The 22,882-nt window shown below is 54.3% G+C and carries 21 protein-coding genes and 2 pseudogenes; 17 read left to right on the forward strand and 6 right to left on the reverse strand.

Features of this window, described 5'->3' with window-relative positions:
* Window positions 1-1,036: 1,036 nt before the first annotated feature.
* From AC6CHM_RS24585 to AC6CHM_RS24595, 3 genes and pseudogenes are all read left to right on the forward strand, one after another.
* Window positions 1,037-1,451, forward strand: a pseudogene (locus AC6CHM_RS24585) (substrate-binding domain-containing protein); the annotation flags it as partial.
* Between the two features lie 503 nt (window positions 1,452-1,954).
* Window positions 1,955-2,722, forward strand: coding sequence for a helix-turn-helix domain-containing protein (locus AC6CHM_RS24590; protein ID WP_498175885.1), 768 nt, complete (start codon window positions 1,955-1,957; stop codon window positions 2,720-2,722).
* A gap of 308 nt (window positions 2,723-3,030) precedes the next feature.
* A complete protein-coding gene (locus AC6CHM_RS24595; RefSeq protein WP_498175933.1) occupies window positions 3,031-3,240 on the forward strand; it encodes a helix-turn-helix domain-containing protein in 210 nt (69 codons plus the stop codon).
* Between the two features lie 12 nt (window positions 3,241-3,252).
* Here AC6CHM_RS24595 and AC6CHM_RS24600 read toward each other — a convergent pair whose 3' ends face one another.
* Window positions 3,253-3,447, reverse strand: a complete 195-nt coding sequence (locus tag AC6CHM_RS24600) for a polysaccharide deacetylase family protein (RefSeq protein WP_498175935.1) — start codon at window positions 3,445-3,447, stop codon at window positions 3,253-3,255.
* On the opposite strand from AC6CHM_RS24600, the gene AC6CHM_RS24605 reads away from it, so the two are divergent.
* A complete protein-coding gene (locus tag AC6CHM_RS24605; protein ID WP_498175937.1) occupies window positions 3,403-3,579 on the forward strand; it encodes a hypothetical protein in 177 nt (58 codons plus the stop codon). The two genes, AC6CHM_RS24600 and AC6CHM_RS24605, sit on opposite strands and share 45 nt — an antisense overlap.
* A 232-nt stretch (window positions 3,580-3,811) precedes the next feature.
* Here AC6CHM_RS24605 and AC6CHM_RS24610 read toward each other — a convergent pair whose 3' ends face one another.
* From AC6CHM_RS24610 to AC6CHM_RS24625, 4 genes are all read right to left on the reverse strand, one after another.
* Window positions 3,812-4,438 (reverse strand): class I SAM-dependent methyltransferase, encoded by a 627-nt coding sequence (locus tag AC6CHM_RS24610; protein WP_498175887.1) that lies wholly within the window; start codon window positions 4,436-4,438, stop codon window positions 3,812-3,814.
* A gap of 261 nt (window positions 4,439-4,699) precedes the next feature.
* Window positions 4,700-5,848, reverse strand: coding sequence for an ABC transporter substrate-binding protein (locus tag AC6CHM_RS24615; protein ID WP_498175889.1), 1,149 nt, complete (start codon window positions 5,846-5,848; stop codon window positions 4,700-4,702).
* Between the two features lie 29 nt (window positions 5,849-5,877).
* On the reverse strand, window positions 5,878-6,552 hold the full coding sequence (locus AC6CHM_RS24620) for an amino acid ABC transporter permease (protein ID WP_498175891.1): 675 nt from the start codon (window positions 6,550-6,552) through the stop codon (window positions 5,878-5,880).
* A gap of 155 nt (window positions 6,553-6,707) precedes the next feature.
* Window positions 6,708-7,475 carry an ABC transporter substrate-binding protein gene (locus tag AC6CHM_RS24625; protein WP_498175893.1) on the reverse strand — a complete coding sequence of 256 codons (768 nt, stop codon included), beginning with the start codon at window positions 7,473-7,475 and terminating at the stop codon, window positions 6,708-6,710.
* Between the two features lie 203 nt (window positions 7,476-7,678).
* Between AC6CHM_RS24625 and AC6CHM_RS24630 the strand changes: the two genes are divergently transcribed.
* The 13 genes and pseudogenes from AC6CHM_RS24630 (at window position 7,679) to AC6CHM_RS24690 (ending at window position 20,484) form a co-directional block, all read left to right on the forward strand.
* Window positions 7,679-8,452: a GntR family transcriptional regulator gene (locus tag AC6CHM_RS24630; RefSeq protein WP_498175895.1), complete on the forward strand. Its 774-nt coding sequence runs from the start codon at window positions 7,679-7,681 to the stop codon at window positions 8,450-8,452.
* Window positions 8,453-8,500: 48 nt separating this feature from the next.
* Window positions 8,501-8,878 (forward strand): Rid family detoxifying hydrolase, encoded by a 378-nt coding sequence (locus tag AC6CHM_RS24635; protein WP_498175898.1) that lies wholly within the window; start codon window positions 8,501-8,503, stop codon window positions 8,876-8,878.
* Window positions 8,879-8,881: 3 nt separating this feature from the next.
* Window positions 8,882-9,012, forward strand: a pseudogene (locus AC6CHM_RS24640) (class D beta-lactamase); the annotation flags it as partial.
* A gap of 538 nt (window positions 9,013-9,550) precedes the next feature.
* The gene (locus AC6CHM_RS24645) at window positions 9,551-9,835 is read left to right on the forward strand and encodes a DUF2218 domain-containing protein (RefSeq protein ID WP_498175900.1); all 285 of its coding nucleotides are present in this window, start codon (window positions 9,551-9,553) and stop codon (window positions 9,833-9,835) included.
* A gap of 68 nt (window positions 9,836-9,903) precedes the next feature.
* Window positions 9,904-11,685, forward strand: a complete 1,782-nt coding sequence (locus AC6CHM_RS24650; protein WP_498175902.1) for an IucA/IucC family protein — start codon at window positions 9,904-9,906, stop codon at window positions 11,683-11,685.
* A complete protein-coding gene (locus tag AC6CHM_RS24655; RefSeq protein WP_498175904.1) occupies window positions 11,669-13,396 on the forward strand; it encodes an IucA/IucC family protein in 1,728 nt (575 codons plus the stop codon). The genes AC6CHM_RS24650 and AC6CHM_RS24655 overlap by 17 nt, the downstream gene beginning before the upstream one ends.
* A gap of 15 nt (window positions 13,397-13,411) precedes the next feature.
* Window positions 13,412-14,686 carry an AMP-binding protein gene (locus AC6CHM_RS24660; RefSeq protein WP_498175906.1) on the forward strand — a complete coding sequence of 425 codons (1,275 nt, stop codon included), beginning with the start codon at window positions 13,412-13,414 and terminating at the stop codon, window positions 14,684-14,686.
* Entirely contained in the window at window positions 14,683-16,008 is a 1,326-nt protein-coding gene (locus AC6CHM_RS24665) for a DUF6005 family protein (RefSeq protein ID WP_498175908.1), read from the forward strand. Before AC6CHM_RS24660 ends, AC6CHM_RS24665 begins: the two co-directional genes overlap by 4 nt.
* Window positions 16,005-16,850 carry a sugar phosphate isomerase/epimerase family protein gene (locus tag AC6CHM_RS24670; RefSeq protein WP_498175910.1) on the forward strand — a complete coding sequence of 282 codons (846 nt, stop codon included), beginning with the start codon at window positions 16,005-16,007 and terminating at the stop codon, window positions 16,848-16,850. The genes AC6CHM_RS24665 and AC6CHM_RS24670 overlap by 4 nt, the downstream gene beginning before the upstream one ends.
* A gap of 38 nt (window positions 16,851-16,888) precedes the next feature.
* Window positions 16,889-17,791, forward strand: a complete 903-nt coding sequence (locus tag AC6CHM_RS24675; RefSeq protein ID WP_498175912.1) for a siderophore ABC transporter substrate-binding protein — start codon at window positions 16,889-16,891, stop codon at window positions 17,789-17,791.
* Window positions 17,788-18,768 carry an ABC transporter permease gene (locus AC6CHM_RS24680; protein ID WP_498175914.1) on the forward strand — a complete coding sequence of 327 codons (981 nt, stop codon included), beginning with the start codon at window positions 17,788-17,790 and terminating at the stop codon, window positions 18,766-18,768. Before AC6CHM_RS24675 ends, AC6CHM_RS24680 begins: the two co-directional genes overlap by 4 nt.
* A complete protein-coding gene (locus AC6CHM_RS24685; protein ID WP_498175916.1) occupies window positions 18,755-19,729 on the forward strand; it encodes an iron chelate uptake ABC transporter family permease subunit in 975 nt (324 codons plus the stop codon). The genes AC6CHM_RS24680 and AC6CHM_RS24685 overlap by 14 nt, the downstream gene beginning before the upstream one ends.
* Window positions 19,726-20,484, forward strand: coding sequence for an iron ABC transporter ATP-binding protein (locus AC6CHM_RS24690; protein WP_498175918.1), 759 nt, complete (start codon window positions 19,726-19,728; stop codon window positions 20,482-20,484). Before AC6CHM_RS24685 ends, AC6CHM_RS24690 begins: the two co-directional genes overlap by 4 nt.
* Window positions 20,485-20,530: 46 nt before the next feature.
* On the opposite strand, the gene AC6CHM_RS24695 is transcribed toward AC6CHM_RS24690, so the two are convergent.
* Window positions 20,531-22,531, reverse strand: a complete 2,001-nt coding sequence (locus tag AC6CHM_RS24695; RefSeq protein WP_498175921.1) for a TonB-dependent receptor domain-containing protein — start codon at window positions 22,529-22,531, stop codon at window positions 20,531-20,533.
* Window positions 22,532-22,882: the final 351 nt, after the last annotated feature.

Consider the following 22,882-nt stretch of genomic DNA (forward strand, 5'->3'; position numbering starts at 1 on the left):
GATGGAACTAACCTGATACACAAGACCTAAGACCTACCTCACTTGGTTCGTCGCATGTGAAACAATTGGAATAGTCTTCAAAATGAGGCAACGAGCGAGTGATGAACAAAGGTAATTTCACAAACAAATTTAGGCTGAAAGCGTTCAAACAAATAACGGAACGTTATTCAATCGCGGATGTTGAGAAGCATCTGGGTGTCAGCACATACTCGCTTAACGGGTGGATGAAGCGCTGTAGCCTTTGGCCTGCCGCGAAAGGAAAACTCATTCAATTACAGCAACTACCAGAAACCCCTCCTTTAATAATACCGATAATAGGGGATTTCCGGCATCCGTTCGAATCTTCGTAACCAAATAACTTTATATTTCCTGGGGTGAACTGCCAACTGAACTACAGATGCTTGATGCCGCGCACAGCATGTCGCCGATGTATGAGCCGAAGAAACACTAGCAGAGCGCGTCTTCGATGGTTTTGTCGAACATACCAAGCGGATTTCTCCAGCCTGCTTCGTGTACTTCGATCATAATCGTAACAGGACACATTCAATTTTCAGTTGCGACACGTACAAACCCCTCGAGGATTCAATGCCCCGTAGTGTTACGCAATTGACGAAGGAGGCAGGCCGTATTGTTTCGCAGATGTTGCAAGCCGATTGGCCGATATCACATTAATTCTTGGTCGCCACCGCTCCACGATTCATGGTGAGATCAAACGCAACTGTTGGTATGATAGGGAAGTCCCGCAACCCCTGGTAGTGATTGATAATTAGTAGCGACCACAGTCTACCTTCATCTTGTCGCCCGTGGTCGCCGATTAGAGGCATAGTAGAGTGCCGCGCGGCTCATCTCGTGGGGTAACCCTGAATGCCCATGAGAGAGGACATGTTGTAGGCTACGGATTTCCGCGGCATCGTGGGCGGCCTATGTATTTAGCCACGCTTGCGAACCAGCAAACTCTTCCGCATGACTTTTCTGGAGTGGAATATAAAGCTATCACTGATTGAGCCTTGTAAGGCAATCTTTCAGCAAAGAGCAGCGATCGATTCCAAGGATTGCCGGTCCACCACATGCCTCCAGTTCGCTTGGACGCGTTGAAAGCTGCAGGCAACCATGGGAAGAAGCCAAGGTCCCGGTCAGTTCGGATTGCATTACTCCCTCAACGTTCGGGATCGATGCCGGGGCGGATGCGGCAGAGCAATTCATGCGCTTGAAAGATCTCCGACAGCGATCTTTGCCGCAAACGACAACATTGCGATCGGCGCATTGTCCGGGTCTGTCCCGCCTCGGAATTTCTGTACCCCACGATGTTTCAGTTGTCGGATATAATGACGTCCCCACCGTCAGTCACCTGCCCCCTGACGACACTGCGCGCCTTTCGAACAGAGCGCAATAAACGCCTTAGATCTGCTCACGAGCGGCCTGTTTCACCTAACGATCGGATCCACGTGTAGGCTCCGATATACCCAGGAATTCGTCCCGCCAAGCCCCATGTATAAAATCAGTTCGATATATGACTTGCCTAGCTGACAAATACTCATGCCAAGCTCCGCATAAAGTCTGTTTTTGAACATTCTCGCATTTTAAACCAGTTCCACTTGATATTCCCATATTTACAGACTTTGAATTGTATGATTTTTTGGTAGGGAGTCACCAGCTTCAAGCGTCGCGACACTGATGGGTTGGCGAACTTTATAGTGCGTTTAATCAAACATTGCAGATCAACGTTGCTCAATGACGAGTTGCGTATCGCTTGCTCATTTTCGGCAAGGGTTACGGATATTGTTGAGCATAACCCGGTGCACAGCCTTATATGAATACGCCGATAAACCATTCGCTTGTACAGCTTGATCTTTCGAATCCTTCCGGAATATTGAACGCAATTCCAGAAAGTGTCGGACCCAGATTTGAGACATCTGTCGGTGGAGTGATCAAGGCGAGCAGATCAGCAGGTTCAATGAGTTTTCACACCAGCGTGGATTTTGCCAGCATCATGCTTTCACCATCGCCTGGAATGGAAGCGGCATTCGCAAGCGACAGGACGCATCAGTTCAATGCGCCGGCAGGTGCTGTGGTCATCAACCCTGCGGATATAGACCGCAGCCTTCGCTGGTCAGGCATGAAAAAGAATGTTGCCGTTGCGTTCGGCCGCAATGCTTATGCAGCCTTGGCCGCCACAGAACTGGATGGCAACAAATGGGACCTTCGCCCTCCCCAATTTGGTCATGTTGATCTTAGGGCACTTCGCATTGGGACCGCGATGGCCAAGGAATTATCCAGCGCTGTCATCAATCCGGTATATCTCGACGCTTTGATGACCGTGCTGGCCGTTCATATCATCCGGACTTACTCGGCACATAAAATGACGAAGCCGGTGATGCAAACGCGATTGGCTGGACATCATGTGAAGCGTATCCGCGAGTATATTCATCAGAATTTGGCGGAAAATCTAACGATACTTTCAATGTCAAGGATTGTGCAATCTTCGCCCAGCCATTTCATTCGCGCTTTTACCCTTACCTTCGGCATGCCGCCACATCAGTATCTAACCAAAGTTCGTCTCGAGGAAGCGGAAGCATTATTGACGCAAACTAATCTTCCCATATTTGAAATTGCTCATCGGTCAGGTTTTTCCAGTCAAAGCCATCTCACAAACACAATGAAACGCCTTAAAAATCTTACACCTGGGCAGGTTCGAATCAACCGCTCTAGTGTCACCGAGTGAATTTCAGGATATTTGATCTTCGTTCATAACTTAGAAGCGGTGCAATCCGCTCAATACTGGCAAGTGACAAAACAAACCGGCTGATAAATCAGACCAGCCATACCAAGGCTGTACCAGCCGCCATTGTAAGATAATAAGAAACAAAGCGAGCCAAGGTTAAAAGCGACATCGCGAGAACAACCATCAGTCCGTCTTGCTCGGCAAGCGAGATTGCTATTAGGGCACATTCTATTTTCAAATGCGACACGTACAAAACCTTCTTTTTTTTCCAGGAGGATGGAATGCTTCGCAATTTCACGCAATTGACGATGGATGAACGCCGGATTATTTCGCAGATATTGCAAGCCAAGGCAGGCTTGGCGCAGATTGCAGTCGTTCTTGGCCGTCATCGCTCGACCCTCCACCGCGAGATCAAACGCAACTGGTGGCACGCCAAGGAAGTCCCGCAGGCGGATGGTTATACCCCGCATCGCGGATCTCAGCATCCGTGCTCTCGATTTCCTCGCGAACCGTTGTAGGGCTTACGAGGATCATGCGATTGTGCGACCAGGGAATGATTGGCGATCTCGTGACCGGCATCCGCTATAGCTTTGGGCCCCCTGCGGATTCTTGGCAGTCTCTCGGCCGGTGAGGAAGAATGTCGCCCTAACGTCATGCGCTTTCAAAATTTCGAGCACGGGTTGAGTATAGTCGGTTGTGGGACCATCATCGAAGGTAAGCGCCACAACGGCCTGATCAGTGTCGACTCGAGCTACGAGATCGCCAAAGAGCTGGAAGGTTCTGGCGTTGGTCAATTGCAAGATGCCGAACAGTCCGGCATGACCAGCGCAAAGACAACAGGTACCATTATCCAATGACGCATCAGTGCCTACTCGTTAAGGTCTTACGCAGCGCTTGGCGGTAATGCCAATGACGGCATCGCACATCACCATTTTCGCACTTTAACGGCAGAAATGAGATCCGTAGCGGCCGGACCGTAAAGCCCCAATATCGGCCATAGAGGCAATCTTTGCCTTCGCCCGGAAGCAGACATTTCGACATAAGTTCATAGTCGTGCCACAACCGGCCATTCGCGCAAGCCTTTGGGCGTCACGCCCGACTCGCCCGAACGCTCAGCCACCGATCAGGGGGCTTTCCGACGCACCGACGTACCTCGCTGACGATCCAGCCAGCGTCAGCTAGTGCGGACCGCAGGCCAGAGTCGCGCCAGTACGTCTCGACGTATCGCCGCGGCGCAGCAGTACTGCCATATGTGGACACATCCTGGCCGTCGCCCTCTCTAACCGAGGCGTGCAGTCGGCCACCGGTCCGGGTCGCCTCGGCCAGCCGTCCAAGCACCGTGCCGAAATCCTCGCGCGCGACGTGAATTAGGCTGGCACAGCCCCAGATCCCGTCGTACGGCGTGCCGGGACGTTGCGGGTCGGCCAAGTCATCGGTCAGCGGGTCCAACAGGTCAGCCTCGAAGCCACGTTCGCAAAGCAGGTCGACGAAACCCTTCGAAATGTCGGTGCGCCGGACACTAATCCCCCGCTTCTCAAGCTCAAGTGCATCTCGCCCGCCACCGCTTCCGATCTCCAGCACCCTGCCCGAGCGACCCAGCGCGGTCCCGAACACATCGATCTCTGTCGCGACCCATTCGGGCATCGCCGCGGCCTCTGAAGCGTACTCCGCCGCGACCGTATCATAGGACCGCACGGTATCCCGGTCGGTGCTCATCTTAGCGCTCCTCCTTCAAGACAAGAGGCTCGATGAGCGAGAGGCCATCAGCCCATTGCGCCTTTCTCACTTCGGCAGTTGTGACATCGCGGGCGATTTTCTTCCCAGCTCACGCCGAAATGCGGTCTGAGACACCGCCGACCGATTGTAAACATGCCGGGCGGCAACTGTTATCGAGAAGACAGCTTTGAGGCATCCAATCAACGACGCGGTTCTGTGATCTCGATCCTTGGGACGATCTTTTCCTTCGCGAATCCGTTCTTAGCTGACCCATCCGCCGACCGGAATAAACCTTCCATTGTTCATCTCCGAGATCAAACCAGCCTGCTGCGCGTGATGGCTGTCCTTTGACAGCGTGACTGGCGGGATCGTGCCACCAGACTCCCAGTTGACGATCGTTTCCATCGCTTCGATAAAGGACTCTCTCGTCAAGATACGGCCAGCGCGTTCGAGGGCGTGCACAATTAACTTGCCATAGACGTACCCGTACAATGTGTATCGGTTTGGTTGCCGCCCAGGGTGAAAGGTGTGGAGGGCGTCTCGATAGGCTTGAAGACCCGGTTCAATGCTTAATTCAGGGTCTGGAAAATGGCAGAAACCCAAAGTCCCTTCAGCGGATGTATCTCCGCCTAAGTACTGTTCGTCAGCCAGCGGACCCGAGGCAATCATCGTTCCCTGCCAACCTAGCGTAGCTTTAGCAGCCATAGCCGCCCTAGCCTGGGCCGGATATAGAGCCAGAAATACCGCATCGGCATCAGACACAACCGTTTTGAACACTTCTGAAAGATCGTCCGGTTCACGCAGTTCAACATGCGCCACTCCGCTGACAACATATCCAAACTCCGGTGCGTAGCGCTCAAGGACCTCCTGATACAGGTCGCCATACTCGTTTGGATCACGTAGAAGCGCGACGCGTTTGAGTCCGCGTTCTTTTGCTGCGTATTCAGTTATTTTTCGCAACTCGCCAACATAGTGGGGGAGCGACGTAAACACGTATCGGCGATCTTGGCTTGCGAACAGTGTCGTGTGGGGGAAGAGCAGAGGCACGCGATTCGTTTGGCTAAAATCTGCAAGGGTCATAGCTTCCGGCCCACCGAAATTGATCAACGCGAACACATGATCATCCAGCACAAGCTTGTGTGCATTGGCAACTGCGACATCAACAGCGGCCCCGCCTGATCGGGTGTAACCTTTCCAGGCGATCGTGCGGCCGTTGACCAAGCCTTGAGTGTTGCGCTGTTCGAAAGCCATGCGGAAGCCTCTGTTTTCTTCATCCAAAGAAAAGGAGTTTGTTGTGTCCTCCATTCCGAAAATGATTGTGCTGTCCGTGACACCGTGTTCGTCCTTCTCCCGAGTAGCGATTTGCGATAACTCGGTGTCCTGCGGTTGGATGTTGTTAAGTGCTGACAAGATCGATCTCCTTGCGCATCAGCGCGGTTCTAGTGTGCTCTTTCCGCCTTGAAACGTTGCTCAAGCAGCGCAACCAGTCGCACCATCGGCCAAAGAAAGACGAGATAAACTAGTGCGGCGCCGATGAGCGGCGATGGGTTTGCGTAGTATGCTTGAGCATCTGTTGCAGCTTTCAGTAACTCAGGAAGAGCAACGGTAGAGGCAAGAGACGTTTCTTTAAACATCGACACACAATTACTTGTGACCGGCGGAATGACTACACGAAATGCCTGTGGCAGCACAACTTTGCGCAAGGTCAAGAAGAATGGCAGTCCCAAGGCGGATGCCGCTTCGAATTGTCCCTTGGAAATGCTTTCGATACCAGACCGAAATATCTCTGCCGAATAGGCGCCAAGCACGAGTGAGAAGGCGAAAATGGCGGCCGACCACGATGAAAAACGTATGCCGACGAAAGGAAGAGCGTAGTAGACGAGTATAAGAACGACCAACGCTGGAATAGCTCGAAAGATGTCGATGAAGCCGACAGCTATTAGGCGAAGCAGCCTTGGCGCGTACAGTCTAACGAGGCTAACAAGCAGGCCAAGCGGAATGCCTATGGCGATGCTCATAATTCCGAGCAACAACGTATTGGTGAAGCCGCGCATTAATGCCGGTAGGCTGGATGAAAGGACTTCGGGACTAAAGAACGTTTCAAAGAGGCCCATCAGTGTTTCCGTAGATCAAGTAGCGGCACGGCGCGAGAGACTGGCGCAACATGTTCGCTAAGTTTCAGGTGATGCGAGTTAAAGAGGAAGGTCGCGGACAAATACCGCATCGATCATACATAAGGGCCGGATGATGGACCTTTGAGAGTCATCAGCTATAGGGCTGGCAGTGGCTCCATAGTAACGGTCGAAGAACCTGCAGTCGGTTCTGCGTTGAACCACTTCTTGTAAAGGACGGCCATCGTCCCATCCTTCTTCATGGCCCCGATAGCATCATTCACCGCTCCCAACATGGGGTGGTTCTTGGTCATCATCATCCCTAGGCGATCAGTTGACTTTATACTTTCCTTAACTTCCAGATCGGGATTCTTTGCCAGTCCATAGCGCATGCTGTCATTAACCGCGGCGTCAACACGTCCAGCGATGAGATCGAGCAACAATTCTTGCTTAGCGTTGTATGATTTAATATCGGCAATTCCGATTTCGGCTTTATGAGCGTTCACCCACTTCTCGCCGACGGTCCCGGAAATCACGCCGACAGTTTTTCCTTTAAGATCGGCAGCCGTCTTCAACGGGCTGTCCTTTCGTGCTGCTACGTCCGTTGTCGGGTCGTAATAGGGCTGAGTAAAAGACTGAGATTTCAATCGCTCACTGGTGATGGTGATGGACGAGATCGCAACATCAATACGTTTTGAGGTGGTCGCCGCAAACAGGGCTTGAAATCCGAAGTCTGAAATATTGACGGTTGCCCCGATACGTTTGGCCACTTCGTTAATAATGTCGATTTCAAAACCTTCAAAATTCCCGCTGGGTGTCCTGTATTCGAATGGAGGATTAGCCGGATAGGCTCCCACATTCAGAACCGTCTCGGCATGCGCCGTCCATGGCCAAGCCACAAAGCTAAGCGTAGTGGCCAGCGCCATTAGATTGCGTCGCGTGAATGCGGTCATCTCACATCTCCCTGTAGGCCCACGAGGGACAGACCCCCGCGATACGTGCCCCATTGGCACGAACTATTTTAGTTCCCCACGATGGCAGGATTTAAATCTCTTGAAGCCACCATTGTCTTAATGTACGTATAATCATACAATGAGTCAACGGAAAAACTGATGGGTCAAGGACGCAAATGGCACAGATGACGAAAAGCGCGAACGAGCAGGATATTACGCCCCTGCGGAGCACGGTGGTGCCTCGTTACCGCCAAGTCGAAGCACTCCTCAGAGATCAGATATGGCTTGGTGAGTTTGGTCCAGGCGATCAGCTGCCTACTGAAGAATCTCTATGCCGGCAGTTCGCAGTCAGTCGGGCAACCGTTAGGCAAGCGCTGCAGATTCTGGAACAAGACGGCCTTATCCATAGGGAGGCTCCTCGAGGAACCTTCGTCAATCCCGCGATTGAGCAAGGCAAACGTGGTTTGATCGATATCGCGTCGGACAATTTGCACTATATGGATATTTTCGATGAAATCGCGATGGAGCGATCCGGTTCATATATAGCTAAGGGTGAAATACAGGCAGCATTGGAGTTGCCCCCGGGATCAGACGTGTTCTTCTTCCTGCGCGTCTTCTATCTGTGTGGCGAGCCAGTTGGTGGTGAACAAGTATACGTGCCTTCTGTTTTAGCCGGCGCCCTGTCCGAAGATGATATGATTGCGCCAGCGATCTCGAGTGCTGTTTCCAAGCGCTTGCAACGCCGCCTGGGGACGATTGACTTTCGCCTCAGCGCGATAGTAGCCGATGCAAGGCATGCCATCCGGTTTGAGACGCTCTCCGGAGCGCCTCTGATCTCAATTCTTCGCACATCATACGACAACGATGGAGTGCCCATCGAGCACGGTCACATGGTGTTTCGCTGCGATCGATGTCAACTCACGCTTCAAGGTCAACAGGATGTCGGTTGATTCCGTCGCATGCTTCCCTTTTACTCTATCGCAATCGAGGACCATCTGATGCCAACATCGCTCCACACCGAAAATGCGCCTCGCGCTGTCGGACCATATTCGCAGGCGATCATTCACCGCGAACTGATCTTCATTTCTGGACAACTTCCCATAGACCCAAAAACTGGCAGTTTTATCTCTGATGATCCGGTGGACCAGCTTGCGCAATGCCTCGCAAACATCTCAGCTATTGCCGAAGCGGCCGGAAGTTCCATCCAAAAAACTGTAAAAGCGACCATTTTGGTGACGGATCTCGCTCGTTTCGATGAGTTGAACGCAGAGTACGCCAAGGTTTTCACATTGCATAAACCGGCGCGCGCCTGCTACCAAGTTTCCGCCCTTCCTAAGGGCGCGCAAGTGGAAGTTGAGGCGATTGTTGCGATCTAGAAACATGGCAAGACTGGAAGCGGGTGGCTTCGCAGCTCGAACGGCAAAATTCAGAAAAACAAGCCCGTAGGATGGTTCGTCGGTTGGGCAGAGCGCCAAGTCGCGTTGTTTTATTTGCGAGGCTTGGGGTCGGCACTATTGATGGCCGGCAGGGACTGGTTGAACGCGACAATTTGCTGACCGCTTTGGAGACCGACTGAAGCAGACAATCCAGCTGCCCTCTCCTGCGGAATTTTGGCTTCGTTTAATCGTTTGTACAAAAACGCTTCCACCACCACCACCTTGAAGAGGATTGAACCGAAAACCCGTAATTGGTTTAGCGCGTGGGCTCGAAGAAAAACTCGGCCACTGGCATTCCGCCACTAGCCAGCATGTCCAATAGAGGGCAGTCGTCTTCCGAAGGTAAATCTTGCGTGGCTTTTAAACTCTACTCTTAACATTTCACTTTAGGGGCACTCAGACGACCCCTTGAACTGCATTCCGGAGGCGTAGTTTGATTTCTCGGAAACTCGATCAGCACTTATACGTGACGAGCCACTATGCACCTACCGCAGGCTAGATTGCGCTGTACTGATTTTTTTGCTCGGAGCTGTAATTTTTTGACCGAGCCTTGATTGCTTGATCCAATTCTTTTAAGTAGAGAAAACGAGTCATATTTAAAAGAAGATGTTCATGTATGAGTCATCCACACGTTTTGAGACCGCCTCGGCAAAGAAATATCTTGCACAATTGTGCAAGCATTTTTCCCATAAAATAGATGTCACTTGGTCCGAAAATGATGGCGAATTGCGCTTTTCCTGCGGTGTCGCAGCGTTGAACGCAAAGGAGAACGCGATCGAGATTCGGATTAAATCGCCCGACCAGGATCAACTTTCGCAGACTCAGGAAGTCGTCGAAAACCATTTGCTCAGGTTCGCCTTTCGCGACAAGCCAACCCACCTGACATGGGTTGTTTGAACGATTGATACTAAAACGACAGTCTGAAACCAGCGATGCGGCAGCCGTGTCCGAGTCACGAGATAAACATGCACTCAACGCGTCAAATTGCAGAGCAATCGACCTTCCAAAGTTTTGCCAACTGTTACCTGCGTGAGATCAATCATGGCTTGCCTGTCAAGCATCTTTCTGACAAGTCCGGTCTGGACGATTGCATCGAACTGACATTTCCCGGACAGCAAACTGCGCTGCGCATCGAGGTGTGTTCCTGGTCGCTTTGCGGGCCGCACAAACTCGGCACTGCATGGTCAAGGCGGACATCCGAGAGTGTCTGGCGGCAGATTGAGCCATTCTCGGCGATCTACATTCTGATAGCGGATGCGTATCAACGGATTGGTGACGGACATACGGATGCGTTGCGCCATCAGGAACTGGAATTGCTGCAGCGTGTACTCCAGAGCTATCAATCAACAAAACTCTATCTCGACGCCAGAGATGGAGTGATGGTCGAGGATGCCGGTTTTATCAATGCCGAGCAATCTCTGGTCTTCGGTCACTGGCTCCATCCAACTCCCAAAAGCCTGCAGGGAATGACCGAGTGGCAGCAATCTGCGTATGCGCCGGAATTGAAGGGACAATTTCAGCTTGTCTATTTCGCCGCGGATCATGGCCTTGTCAGGCACGCCTCGGCATTTGAAACCGATGCAGCCGGAATAGTCAGCGCATTGATCGGCGATGTGAAACTCGACCTGGCACCGAACGAGATGCTGATTCCAATGCATCCGCTTCAGGCCGAGGCACTGCTTCTGGAACCCAACGTGCGAAAGCTGCAGTCGCAAGGCCTGCTCCGTTGCCTTGGGTCCCAAGGGCCTGCCTTCACCGCCACGTCATCTGTTCGCACTGTCTACAATCCGCAACAGGAATGGATGCCCAAGTTCTCACTGCCTGTGCGCATCACCAATTCGGTCAGGCTCAATCGCCGCCACGAGCTGGGCGCTGGCGTGGCAATGGCGAAGCTGTTTGTCCGAGCCGGCATCCCGGATACGGAACCAACCCTGCGGGTAATCCATGATCCGGCCTACATGACGTTGGATCTACCCGGTCGTGCGGAAAGCGGATTTGAGGTGATCTTCCGTCAGAACCCGTTTCGCACCGGACACGAGGAGTCTGCGATAACCATAGCAGCGCTGACCGCCGAGCCGTTTCCGGGAGCACAATCACGCCTTGCGGTTTTGCTGCAGCAAATCGCCGATGAACAACGTATGGATATTTCCCTCGCCTGCCAGGAATGGTTCAGCAAATATCTGGAATGTGCCGTGGAACCGCTGATCCGGGTCTACGACACTTTCGGGATCGCATTGGAAGCGCATCAGCAGAACAGCCTGCTTGACGTAACCAACGGCTATCCGGAAACCTACTACTACCGGGATAATCAGGGATTCTATCTTTCGAACCGCTACCGGGATCAGTTGAGCAAGTTATTGCCCGAAGCCGAAACCATTGACGGCCTGTTCTTCGATGACCGCGAGATCCGCGATAGATTTGCCTACTACCTTATGGTCAATCAGGTTTTCTCAATCATCACGCGCATGGGGCATGACGGTCTGACCACCGAAGACCTTCTGCTCGATATGTTGCAGCAACGTCTTTTGACGCTGTCGCGTACCTTGAAAGGAGCGGGTCGCGATTTCGCATTGAGCCTGCTGGATCGGCCGACGATCACCGCCAAGGCCAATCTCATGATCCGTCTGCTTGATGTGGACGAACTTTCCAACGAATCCGAAGGTCAATTGTATACCAGTTTCCCCAATCCGCTTTGCCGGCTTTCCGGGGCATTTGTTCGTGAGGCCGGCCGTGCCATTGCCTCTTGATATTCATGATCGCCCTGCCCTTCGCGTGGTCCGCCAACTGGTCGAGGCCATTCTCTACGAAGGACTTTCGAGCCAACCCATGACGATCCGCAGTAATGCGGAATTCACCTGGCGTCTTGGCGAGGACGATTACCGCAGCCGCGGAAAAATCGGTGCATTCGGCCGTGTACGCATTGTCCCGGATTCTGTTGAAATCTTGCGCGACGGCCGCTGGGTTAAAGCCGGATTGTCGCAACTCGTTGAAAGCCTTGGCGCTGCCCCCAAACAAAAACTGCAATTGCTGACGGAGCTTGAGCGTACGGCGCAGCTGAGTGCCCTGAACGATTTGCATTGCCACAGGATGTCACGACGCGAACTGCCTTTTGCCGAACTTGATTCCGCTCTCGACGAGGGGCACCCCTATCATCCCTGCTACAAGGCACGCACAGGGTTTAGCGACTGGGATCATTTGGCCTACGGACCAGAGGCGGCAAACGCTTTTCAACTGGTGTGGCTCGCCGTTTCGCACGATCTTCTACATCAGGCGCTTCCCAGTGATGAAGAGGCATTCTGGCTCGAAGAACTTGGTGCTGAACAATGGGCGCTCTTGAACAAGCGCAGATTGGCCTGCGGAGCAAGAAGCCCGTCATTCGGACTCATTCCGCTGCATCCCTGGCAATGGAATGAGCTGAAAGACACAGCTCTCTCCCCCTGGCTGGCTGGCGGCAGCGCATTTTTCCTTGGTGCTGCGGGCGATCACTACAGGGCCAGTCAATCGGTGCGCACGCTGTTCAATGCCGACAACCCGCATCTCGCCAGCGTCAAGGTAGCAATGAATATGATCAATTCATCTTCACGCCGCACGCTCGAACCGCACTGTGTCTGCACTGCGCCCGTGATCTCGAAATGGCTTGAGGATATTATCGAAAGCGATCCGCTTTTCGGGTCGCGATACAACCTCTCGATCCTTCCCGAATATGCAGGTATCATTGCCGGCCGCGATAGTCCGCTGGCGGGACAGGTTGCTGCGATCTGGCGGCAGAGCATAAACGGTTTGCTTAAGGACGGTGAGACCGCGGCTCCGCTCAATGCGTTGATGGTTATGGAAAAGGATGGACGACCGTTCATCGATGACTGGATCGAACGCTATGGCCTGGACACGTGGCTCGACCGGCTGATCGAGGTCTCCGTCATGCCGGTATGGCACCTCCTGGTTCGCCACGGGATAGCCACCGAAGCACATGGGCAAAATATGATTCTCGTTCATCGCAATGGCTGGCCGGAAAGGCTCGTTTTGCGGGACTTCCACGACAGTATCGAATATGTACCGGATTTTCTCGCCGCCAAAGCACAGGTTCCCGACTTTCTCGCCATCAACCCGGCCTATCGCGATGCCGCACCCGACACCTATTACTGGATGGAGGATGTCGAGAGCCTGGGTGAACTCGTCGTGGACGCGCTGTTTATCTACAATCTATGCGAAATTTCTCATCTTCTCGAACATTGTTACGGACTTGCGGAAACAACCTTCTGGGCAAAACTGCGTGCCCGACTGATCCGCTATGCCCGGGACGAGGCGCTGGAAGAACGGCATGGGCGGCTTTGTCCAGACAGGCGCCTGATCAATACGGAATCGCTCCTTTCCCGCAAGCTCGACGACAGGGGCCGGTCTTTCTCCCATCAGGTGGACAACAGTCTTGCCCCATCCGGCGATCTTGCCGATGCGGCGTAAATACAGGGCTTCTCGATGATTCAGATCGACGACAAATTCTTGAGCAAGGGACATTTCGACGCTGAAATGGCGCGCGTTACGGATACTGCACGGCTGGCGGAGCACGCGCATGGAAGGTATGCCGTGTGTTTCGAAAAAACGGCTGATTGGCTTTCCCTGTTTTTTGCCATTCGTTCGGTTGGCGCCAGTGTTCTGCCAATTCATCCGGGAACACCCTATGCTGCTGCGCGCAGACTGGCTGACAAAGCCGGTTGCAACCGACTTTTCTATAACAGTCTTGAGGCGGAGCTGCTTCCGCATGCCCTCCCGGAAAGGCGGGGCGAGCTGCTGCAAATGAGCTCGGGTACCACGGGCGAGCCCAAATGCATCGCCCGGTCCTGGAGCGATATAGACGCCGAGGTCGACAGCTATGTGGGCAGCTTCCACGCCCCGCAAGACATGACACCCGTCATTGCCTGTCCAACGACCCACTCCTACGGACTGATCTGCGGAATTCTGGTTGCATTGAAACGAGGCACGACGCCCGTCATTCTCGATACGGGCAATCCGAAATATCTCTTGCGCAAGTTGCGGGAATTCGACCGGCCGCTGCTTCTGTCTTCGCCCGCATTGCTTCACACGCTTGCGCGGCTTTTGCCGCAGGATGAAAAAATCCACGCAACAATGACGTCTGGAACCTTGCTGCCGGAGCCATGGTTTGCAAGGATCAGAGCGAAGTCGACCCATATGTACCAGCAATATGGGTGCTCAGAGGCAGGTTGCATTGCCATCAACCCCGACGTATCCGGCGCAAATGAGATCGGTTACGTGTTGCCGCATCTCAGGCTCGACAATCCAGGCAACGCCAACGCTCCCGCCGAGATTGTGGTCGCAAGGAAGCAAGGTGCGATCCATACGCAAGATCTTGGCTATTGCCGCGCCGACGGCATGCTCGTCTTCATCTCCCGCCTTGACGACATGATCAATGTCTCCGGCATGAATGTCTACCCCGGGGATGTCGAGGCAGCAGTCATGGCGATGCCGTGTGTGACCGATGCCGTGGCATTCCGCAAACCGGACCCCTTTGCAGGTGAACGCGTCGCGCTGCTCTTCAGTGCAACGGCACCTGTTTCAAGGCAGGAAATGCGCGATTGGTGTGGCAGCAATCTCGCCAGCCATCAGATTCCGATGGAGGTCGTCCAGGTCGATACGGTTGCCCGGCAGGCCAACGGCAAGATCAGCCGCCGCGAGATTGCGGCCCGTTACGAGAGCGGCGCATTTAACCCCGCAGGCAGGGAAGCAGCACAATGACCAACGAACACTATCTCGAAGCGATCCGAACCGTACTTCGCGAGGAGCTCAACAGTGTCCATCTGGACGCCTATGGTCCTGCAGCGCGGCTGAACGAGGACCTTTATCTGGACTCGGTTCTTGTTCTCGAGTTGTTGCTCGGCCTCGAACTTCGCTTCGGTCTCACGGTGCCGGAAGAAATCATCGGCAGGCAGGATTTTGAAACGGTTGCCGATCTCATCGCCGCCTTTGAGCCGGTTGTTCCTGCACCGGGCGAGACCTTAGCATCCGCACCCGCCGAAGCCGAGGCTGGCCTGGGGGTGCACGGTGAAGACTATATCGATATCAAGGTTCACTGTTTTGTCAGCAATGTCTGCCACGCGGTGAAGCAGAGGCCGGAGCTCGACCATCGTCCCTTTTTCTTCGGCGTATGGGATGCAGATTTCGCCATCACGCAAAACGGGACCCTCGCATATCACACCGAACAGATAAACCACGATTTTTTTCGGTACTGGTTCCAGCGACTCTACGGTCCGGAAGTAAGCCAGTGGTACGATCCGCTGCGGTCGAAGGAAGAGAATCTTGCAGTGATGCTGGATATTCTCGAAACCAAACGCCCAGGCCAGTACCTGATGGTAATGCTCGACCTGTTTCATCTTCCCGAGCGAGAGAACAAATTCAACCAGAACCCGTTTCCGCATTATTTGATGCTGGAGAAAACCGCAGATCCCGACATCTGGTTTGTGAACGATCCCGATTTTCGCTGGGAAGGCGAAATGGAACGGCAAAAGATCATTCATGCGATCGGCCAGCCGACGGTTGGCGGTGGTTTCCTGTTCGACAGTGCCGAGATCCGCAAGCCGCGTGACGAAGATATCAGGGACTATTTTCTGGCCTGCTTTCAGGAAAATCAGAACCCTTTGACGGATGCAACGCGCCGTATCGTCGTCAGGCATCTTGGTGCAGAAGGTGGTGCCGTCCTTAAGAACCTCGCAGCGGCGTTGCGGGAGCTGCCGGTCATCTCGATCCGGAAATATGCCCTGGAACACGGATTTGCCTATTTCTGGCGCGCAATGAAGCTGCCGAACGCCGAATTCGACATTATCTGCGACGAGATCGAGACGCTGATCCAGGGATTCAAATCGCTGCACTACGCCATTATGAAACTCTCCCAGACCGGCGACCGGGCCCTTGCAGCGGCCGTCCATGAACGCATCGATTCGGTAGACGCCATCGAACGCACGCTCAAACGGAAAATGGGTGAAACCTATCGGCTGTGGTGCGCCTCCCTCGGGATCATCGCCAATCCGCTCTGCAACGGAAAAGAAGAGGCGGCGGCATGAAGCTCTCCCTGTGCACCATTACCTTCCGCCATCATCTGATTTCGCTCGAAGAGATTGCACGTTGGGCAGTCCGGAATGAATTTCAGGGTGTCGAATTGTGGGCGGCTCATGCGCGTAACTTGGCCCAGAGACCTGAATATAATGCGGCCTGGCTGGCGTCCTTTGGTTTGACGGTCCCCATGGTGAGCGATTATCTGCCGCTTGAGGGGAACCGCGAAACGCTCCGCCGTGCAACGGCGGATCTGTGCCGGCTTGCCAACCGCTGGGGTGCACGGAAAATCCGGACCTTCGCCGGCAATCAGGCGAGCTGCGTTGCCACGCAGGAAACCAGGCAGCTTCTTTCGGAGCGTTTGCGCGATGTATGCTCGATAGCGGAAGACCATGGCATAGCGTTGCTTGTCGAGACACATCCGGGAACACTCGCCGACAACCAGGCCTCTACCCTGGATCTGATAGAAGACGTCAATCATTCGGCGCTTAAATTGAACTTTGATACATTGCATGTCTGGGAAGGCGGGGATGATCCGGTCGCGGCCTATCGCGTCATGCGTCCGCATATCCAGCATTTTCATTTGAAGAACGTGCGCGACCGGGCGGATCTGAATATTTTTGAACCTGCAAACGTCTATGCGGCGGCCGGTCGTCGCCAGGGCATGACACCGCTTTTCGAGGGTGCCTTGGACTATGCCGATTTCCTCGACGAAATCATGGATGACCCGGACGCGGAAGCATCGCTAGAGTGGTTCGGTGGAGATTGCTTTGACGTTCTTTCACATGATGCGGCAAACATCCGGCGTCTGGCAGCAGGCCGGACTGCCCCCTTGCGTACAGGGACATTCTAGTTGATTAGTCCACTTGTTGCCATTGAATGGACATACAGATGAGTTTGACAAAACGCCTCTTCCTTGCAGCAGGTCTTGCGATCGCGACCGGCAATGTATTCGCTGCCGAGATAGAGACCGCCAAGGGCAAGGTTGAAATTGCCACGCGACCTGCACGCATAGCCGTCTATGACATCGCCGCCATAGACACACTCAACGCGCTCGGCATCAAAATCGACGGAGTGCCGGAAAAACTTTACGTACCACGTCTCGAATCCCTGAAAGAAAGGGGAGAAGTCGTGGGCACGATCTTTGAACCGGATCTTGAGGCTCTGAGCGCGCTCGCACCCGAACTGATCATTGTCGGAGGCCGCTCCTCGCCGCAGCTTGATATGACGAAACAGGTAGCGGCCTCCATCGATATGACCATGGACGACACGGATCTTGTGACGCAGGCCAAGGCGAGGCTGAAAGCCTACGGGATGCTGTTCGAAAAAGAGGCCGAGGCCGAGGCTGTCAGCGGGGAGCTTGATGAAGCGGTCGAGGCCACGCGCGCTGCCGTCAAAGACAGGGGCAATGCTCTCATTATCATGACCAGCGGGCCCAAAATATCGGCATATGGCAAAGGATCACGCTTCGGGTGGCTGCACGCGGCGCTCGCTCTGCCATTTGCTGTGGAGAATGTCGAAGCGGCCACGCATGGCGAGGCGGTCTCATTCGAATTCATCAAAAAGGCCAATCCGGACTGGCTGATCGTCCTTGACCGTTCTGCCGCAATCGGATCGGGCGAGCAGGGAGCCAAGGTTACACTGGACAATGAACTGGTTGCCAGTACCACCGCGTGGAAGAAGGGCCAGATCATATACCTGCCTGCTGCCGATTTCTATATTGCCGCCGGTGGCAGCCAGGCTACGCGCGAAGTGCTTGCCCGGATCACCGAAGCATTCACAAGAGCCCAATGATCACCCCCACCGACCAGCGCGACCGTGCAATGCTGCTCATGGTCACGTTTCTTGTACTGCTGTTCGGTTTCGGTATCTTCGTTGGCGTCAGCGATATGCCGCTGACGCAACTCCTTGGCGATCGCGAGGCGCTCAACCTTTTGCTGATCAGCCGCCTGCCCCGAAACTTCGCCGCCGTGCTGTCGGGTGCAGGCCTTGCCATTGCGGGCCTCGTCATGCAAACGCTGGCACGCAATCGCTTTGTTGAACCGGCAACTGTCGGAACGGCGCAGAGCGCGGCACTCGGCATTCTCCTGGCCACTCTATGGTTGCCCTCGATCTCTTTAGGCATGAAAACGCTCATCGCCAGCGCGGCCGCGCTCATCGGCACCATGGGTTTCCTCAGCATTGCCCACCGATTGCCGCCGACACAACCGCTTCTGGTGCCTTTGTTTGGCTTGATCTATGGCGGCGTGCTCGGTGCAGCTGCCACGTTTATCGGCTGGCAAACCGATCTTCTGCAATATCTGGAAATCTGGATGAACGGCGAGTTCTCCGGCGTTCTGCGTGGACGATATGAATTGCTGTGGTTCACGACAGTGGTGGTGGCTCTCACCTGGTGGGTGGCCGACAGGCTGACAATCGTTTCGCTCGGCCGCGATGCCAGCATCGGCCTTGGCCTGAACTATTCCCGCATGCTGCAATTGGGACTGGTCATCGTATCGGTCATGTCGGCACTGACCGTTGTCGTGGTCGGTATGATTCCCTTTGTCGGGCTGGTTGTTCCCAACATCATCTCACGGCTTTTCGGCGACAATGTCCGCGGCGCCCTTCCCCTTGTGGCAACCAGCGGAGCTGTTCTCGTTCTCGGATGCGATATCATCGGACGGCTTTTGCGGTATCCTTACGAAATACCGGTGGGAACGATACTGGGGGTCGTAGGCGCGATGGTTTTTCTCTGGCTGCTGTTTTCAAGGGCAAGATATGAACAGCGCTAGGTCCGCGACTTATGGAAAAGCAATCAACGTACCGCTTGTCATGCTTGCCATCGCCGCGCTTGCATCGATTGTTGCCTTTATGACTTTTGGGCTGCGCGGCAATATTGGCTTCGTGCTCGAACTTCGCGCGCTGAAACTTCTGGCGCTGGTTCAGGTCGGAGTTGCGATCGCTGTGTCCACAGTGCTGTTTCAGACCATCAGCGGCAATCGCATTCTCACGCCATCGATCATGGGACTGGATGCACTCTACCTCCTTTGCCAGACTGTACTTGTGCTGGTCCTCGGCGGTCTCGGCTTTTCCGGTATTGATCCCAAATGGAAGTTTACCGGCGAGGTCACGGCAATGATGGCGCTTGCGTTTCTGCTTTTTCTGCCAATGCTCAAAGCGCGGGTCGATCTGACACTGCTGTTGCTTTCCGGTGTGATTCTAGGTGTCCTGTTTCGAAGTTTTTCGCAGCTTGTGACTCGGATGATCGATCCAAACGATTTTGCCGTCCTCCAGGGTGCCAGCTTCGCCAGCTTCAACTCGGTTCGCACGGATCTGCTTGCGGCAGCTGCATTGATCACCTGCGTCGGCTGCGCTGTCGCGTGGCGCGCCCGCAACACACTTGACGTACTGGCGCTCGGTGCAAACACTGCCATTGGGCTTGGCGTCGAGTGGCGGCGATACGTTACTGCCATGCTGCTTCTGGTTGCCGCCCTGGTCGGCGTATCAACGGCTCTTGTCGGGCCGGTGGCCTTCTTCGGATTGCTGGTAGCAGCACTCGGAGAACGCATCGTCAAAACGCAGCGCCATGCATTGCTCTTGCCTGCAGCCGCCCTCCTTGCCATCATCGTGCTGGTTGGCGGTCAGGCGGTACTGCAGCATATTCTTGGCGGTGCAGCCACGCTTGGCATGATCGTTGAATTCATCGGGGGCATTGTTTTCGTACTCATGTTGCTGTCGGCGGGAAAACGATGATCCTGATCAAAGATGTATCGCTGGTTCTGCAGGGCGCTACCATTCTCAAAAATATTGACCTTGAATTGCCAAGAGGCGGTATCACCGCCTTGATCGGTCCGAATGGCGCCGGCAAATCGAGCCTCTTCTCGCTGATAGCTCGTCTGCAATCGCTGCAGGGCGGCAGCATCAGTGTCGATGGCCTGCCGGTCAACACAACGCCCGGTCATGAGCTGGCCAGAACGATTGCAATATTACGGCAGGACATGGCGATAACCAGCCGGCTGACAGTTCGCGAACTGATCGGATTCGGCCGCTTCCCATACAACGGCGGAAGACTGGATGCCGAGGATTTGCACCAGATAGACCGGGCTCTGCACCGCTTTGATCTGCATTCCATGGCACACCGATATATTGATACCCTATCCGGCGGGCAACGTCAGCGCGCGCTGGTTGCAATGGCATTTTGCCAGGGCACGCAGTACATGCTGCTCGATGAACCGCTGAACAATCTCGATATGTATTATGCCCGCGAGCTTATGCGTGGCCTGCGAGAAATTTCCCAAAGCGAGGCAAAAACCATCATCATTGTCCTGCACGATATCAATCACGCGGCAACCTATGCCGACCGTATCGTTGCGATGAAGGATGGCAGGATCGTTGCGAACGGCGCGCCCGCCGAGGTCCTGACGCCGGCGCTGCTTAAAGCCGTGTATGGCTATGACATGACGGTCAGAAAAATCGATGGCCTTCTGACCGTCCTGCATCATCGTTAGGAATTTTCAGTGTGCCCGGGTCTCGCCTGCCGGGCAGGAACGCGCCCTAAAACCGTGCTGTGGCCGTAAGTTTGAAAGTCCTGCCCGGTTCCAGCAATGGCGTGACATTGGCAAATTCCTGTCCATAGGTTGCCCGGCTCGCGTATTCCTCGTCAAACAAGTTCAACACATCAGCCCGCAGGCTGAAGTTGGGATGCGATACAGGCCGATATTCGGCATAGGCGTTGGCGACCGTATAACCATCAAGTGGCTCCAACTCGGGAGCAACTTTGTCATAATCAAGCGTGAACTCGACATTGCCACCGACGGTCAGGCCCCACTCGGTGAAACTGTGGCCGGCACCGATCGAGATGATCTGTCCGACGGGCGTCGCAAGGTAGGTACCGGTATCCGAATCGGCAGGTTTGCCATCAATTTCAACATCGATGTCGACATATTTGACGTTCACGAACCCTTCATCCCAATTGTACCCGGCGCTGATTTCGTAACCTTCCGACCTGACGTCATAGGCGTCGATTGCGCGCGCTGCAGCATAACGGGGCGAACGCGTGTCATTCAGGTTGGTCTGGAAAACAGTCACGCCGAGCGTGAATCCGTTCCACGTCGCTTCAAGACCGGCCGTGTAATTGTCAGCCGTTGTCGGTTCCGGCCCGTCGCCATAGTTCCAGCCCGGATTCATGATGAAATTTTCGGCAAGTGGAATACCCGCCCAGACATGGGAGAAACCAGCTTTGGCAGTCAGGAATTCGGGTATAAGGTCATACTCGCCCGAGATATTGCCGCTCAGGCCGGAATTGCTCCAGTCAGAACCCTCAGTGCCGGTAAACCACTGGTGATCGCCGCGTGCGCCGAATGACAGGCGGGTGCGCTCCCATGGCTCAAGCCTCGCCTGCGCATAAAAACCTACATTGCTTGCTCGTTCGTGAGCAGTGTCTTCGCGCGCATCAAGCGCTGCCTTGTTGTTATAGAAATCCAAACCGGCGGTAATGCTGCCCATATCGAGGGCGAATTTGTTTTCCGCCTTGCCGTTAAAGCTGCGTGTCTCGCCCGTAACGGGATAGGATTCACGGCGCGTAAAGACCGGCGTTTCCACCTCGCTGTTGCTGAAGGCCAGCACGATCCTGGGATCCCACCATCCTTCCGGCGTGGTGTCGGTGTAAGTAAAGACTGTATTGTTGCGGTCGATCCTGTAGTTGCGGACTTCAGGTTCCCACGGCCTTACAGGAATGGACGTGTTGGCGCGAAACGGCCGCAGCGTATCATCATGAACCCGCTCATGACTGATCTCGATGCGGTCGCCACTGGCGAATTCATAAGCAAGCTTGCCGATACCGCTCAGGATATTCGTTTCCGTGCCCGGAATATCCTGGCCGTTTCCGCCCTCGAACTCATCTCCTTTGCCATAATTGATATAGCCGAGATACTCGAAATCGTTCTGGATGCCATAGGCGGCAAGACCGCCAATGAAGGTATTGCTGTTGAAGTTCCACGAACTTGTCGCCATGGCGCCGAATGTCTTGCCGGGCAGCAGCAGATCAGCTGCATCCTTTGTTTCGTAGGCGATTGAACCACCCAAAGCACCGGGGCCGGCATCAGCCGGTGCAACGCCCGCCTCGACCGTCACCGCCTTGAGTAGGCTGGGGTCTATCAGATTTGTGCCGTTGTGATGGAAAACCTTGTTGTTCTGACTGGACCCGTCGATCGTAACGGAAAGGTTGGTCTCTTCGATACCGTTGACATAGACTTTCTGCGATGCCGGGATGGAGCTGCCCACAGCGACCGCCGGCTCGCCGGCGAAAATGCCTTTCAGATCCACCGGATTGTTGCGTTGCAGATCTTCCGAGGTGATCTTTATTTCATTCGTTCCAGCTGTGGTTTGAGCACCCTCTATGACGATGGTATCCAGTACGATCGCACCGTTTGTCTGCTGCTCGGCAGGCGCGTTTTTCTTCTTTTCTTCGGTGGATTGCCCCAGTGCCTCACCCGAAGCCAACGTCAAACTGATTGCCGCCCCGAAATGAAGCGCGCTTTTAAAAACCGATGCCATCGATATCTCTAGCCCCTTTGTCTGCCCCGTCTCGTTATCGATCGATCGCGGCTGAATCTGCCCCAACTCATCAAGCGAATATCGATATCCGGGGTGGATTGCAATAAATATGATTTAAAAAGTATACTTTCTTCAAGAGAGCTCGTTTCAGGTTCGCTGGATGGTATTGCGTGCGAAGTTATGACCACCAACTTTCTGAGAACAGGCGTCACAAGCTATCCGATCAAGGTAGCGCAAACGGCTGACGGCGGTTATCTTTGAGGGCTGAGCTGTGCCGGATACGTTAGAGTGCGTGGCAGGACAGGCAATCCGAAAGACGAACGCGATTCCTTCACAGGCATCTCCACTTAC

The organism is Phyllobacterium sp. GQ127 (assembly GCF_059758635.1).

Excerpts from the sequence above, each read along its gene's own strand:
- AC6CHM_RS24595 (WP_498175933.1), top strand. The coding sequence starts at position 3,031 with ATGGATGAACGCCGGATTATTTCGCAGATATTGCAAGCCAAGGCAGGC.
- AC6CHM_RS24665 (WP_498175908.1), top strand. The coding sequence starts at position 14,683 with ATGACCAACGAACACTATCTCGAAGCGATCCGAACCGTACTTCGCGAG.
- AC6CHM_RS24645 (WP_498175900.1), top strand. The coding sequence starts at position 9,551 with ATGTATGAGTCATCCACACGTTTTGAGACCGCCTCGGCAAAGAAATAT.
- AC6CHM_RS24690 (WP_498175918.1), top strand. The coding sequence starts at position 19,726 with ATGATCCTGATCAAAGATGTATCGCTGGTTCTGCAGGGCGCTACCATT.
- AC6CHM_RS24670 (WP_498175910.1), top strand. The coding sequence starts at position 16,005 with ATGAAGCTCTCCCTGTGCACCATTACCTTCCGCCATCATCTGATTTCG.
- AC6CHM_RS24685 (WP_498175916.1), top strand. The coding sequence starts at position 18,755 with ATGAACAGCGCTAGGTCCGCGACTTATGGAAAAGCAATCAACGTACCG.
- AC6CHM_RS24630 (WP_498175895.1), top strand. The coding sequence starts at position 7,679 with ATGGCACAGATGACGAAAAGCGCGAACGAGCAGGATATTACGCCCCTG.
- AC6CHM_RS24675 (WP_498175912.1), top strand. The coding sequence starts at position 16,889 with ATGAGTTTGACAAAACGCCTCTTCCTTGCAGCAGGTCTTGCGATCGCG.
- AC6CHM_RS24660 (WP_498175906.1), top strand. The coding sequence starts at position 13,412 with ATGATTCAGATCGACGACAAATTCTTGAGCAAGGGACATTTCGACGCT.
- AC6CHM_RS24635 (WP_498175898.1), top strand. The coding sequence starts at position 8,501 with ATGCCAACATCGCTCCACACCGAAAATGCGCCTCGCGCTGTCGGACCA.
- AC6CHM_RS24695 (WP_498175921.1), bottom strand. The coding sequence starts at position 22,531 with ATGGCATCGGTTTTTAAAAGCGCGCTTCATTTCGGGGCGGCAATCAGT.
- AC6CHM_RS24620 (WP_498175891.1), bottom strand. The coding sequence starts at position 6,552 with ATGGGCCTCTTTGAAACGTTCTTTAGTCCCGAAGTCCTTTCATCCAGC.
- AC6CHM_RS24625 (WP_498175893.1), bottom strand. The coding sequence starts at position 7,475 with ATGGCGCTGGCCACTACGCTTAGCTTTGTGGCTTGGCCATGGACGGCG.
- AC6CHM_RS24590 (WP_498175885.1), top strand. The coding sequence starts at position 1,955 with ATGAGTTTTCACACCAGCGTGGATTTTGCCAGCATCATGCTTTCACCA.
- AC6CHM_RS24680 (WP_498175914.1), top strand. The coding sequence starts at position 17,788 with ATGATCACCCCCACCGACCAGCGCGACCGTGCAATGCTGCTCATGGTC.
- AC6CHM_RS24610 (WP_498175887.1), bottom strand. The coding sequence starts at position 4,438 with ATGAGCACCGACCGGGATACCGTGCGGTCCTATGATACGGTCGCGGCG.
- AC6CHM_RS24650 (WP_498175902.1), top strand. The coding sequence starts at position 9,904 with ATGCACTCAACGCGTCAAATTGCAGAGCAATCGACCTTCCAAAGTTTT.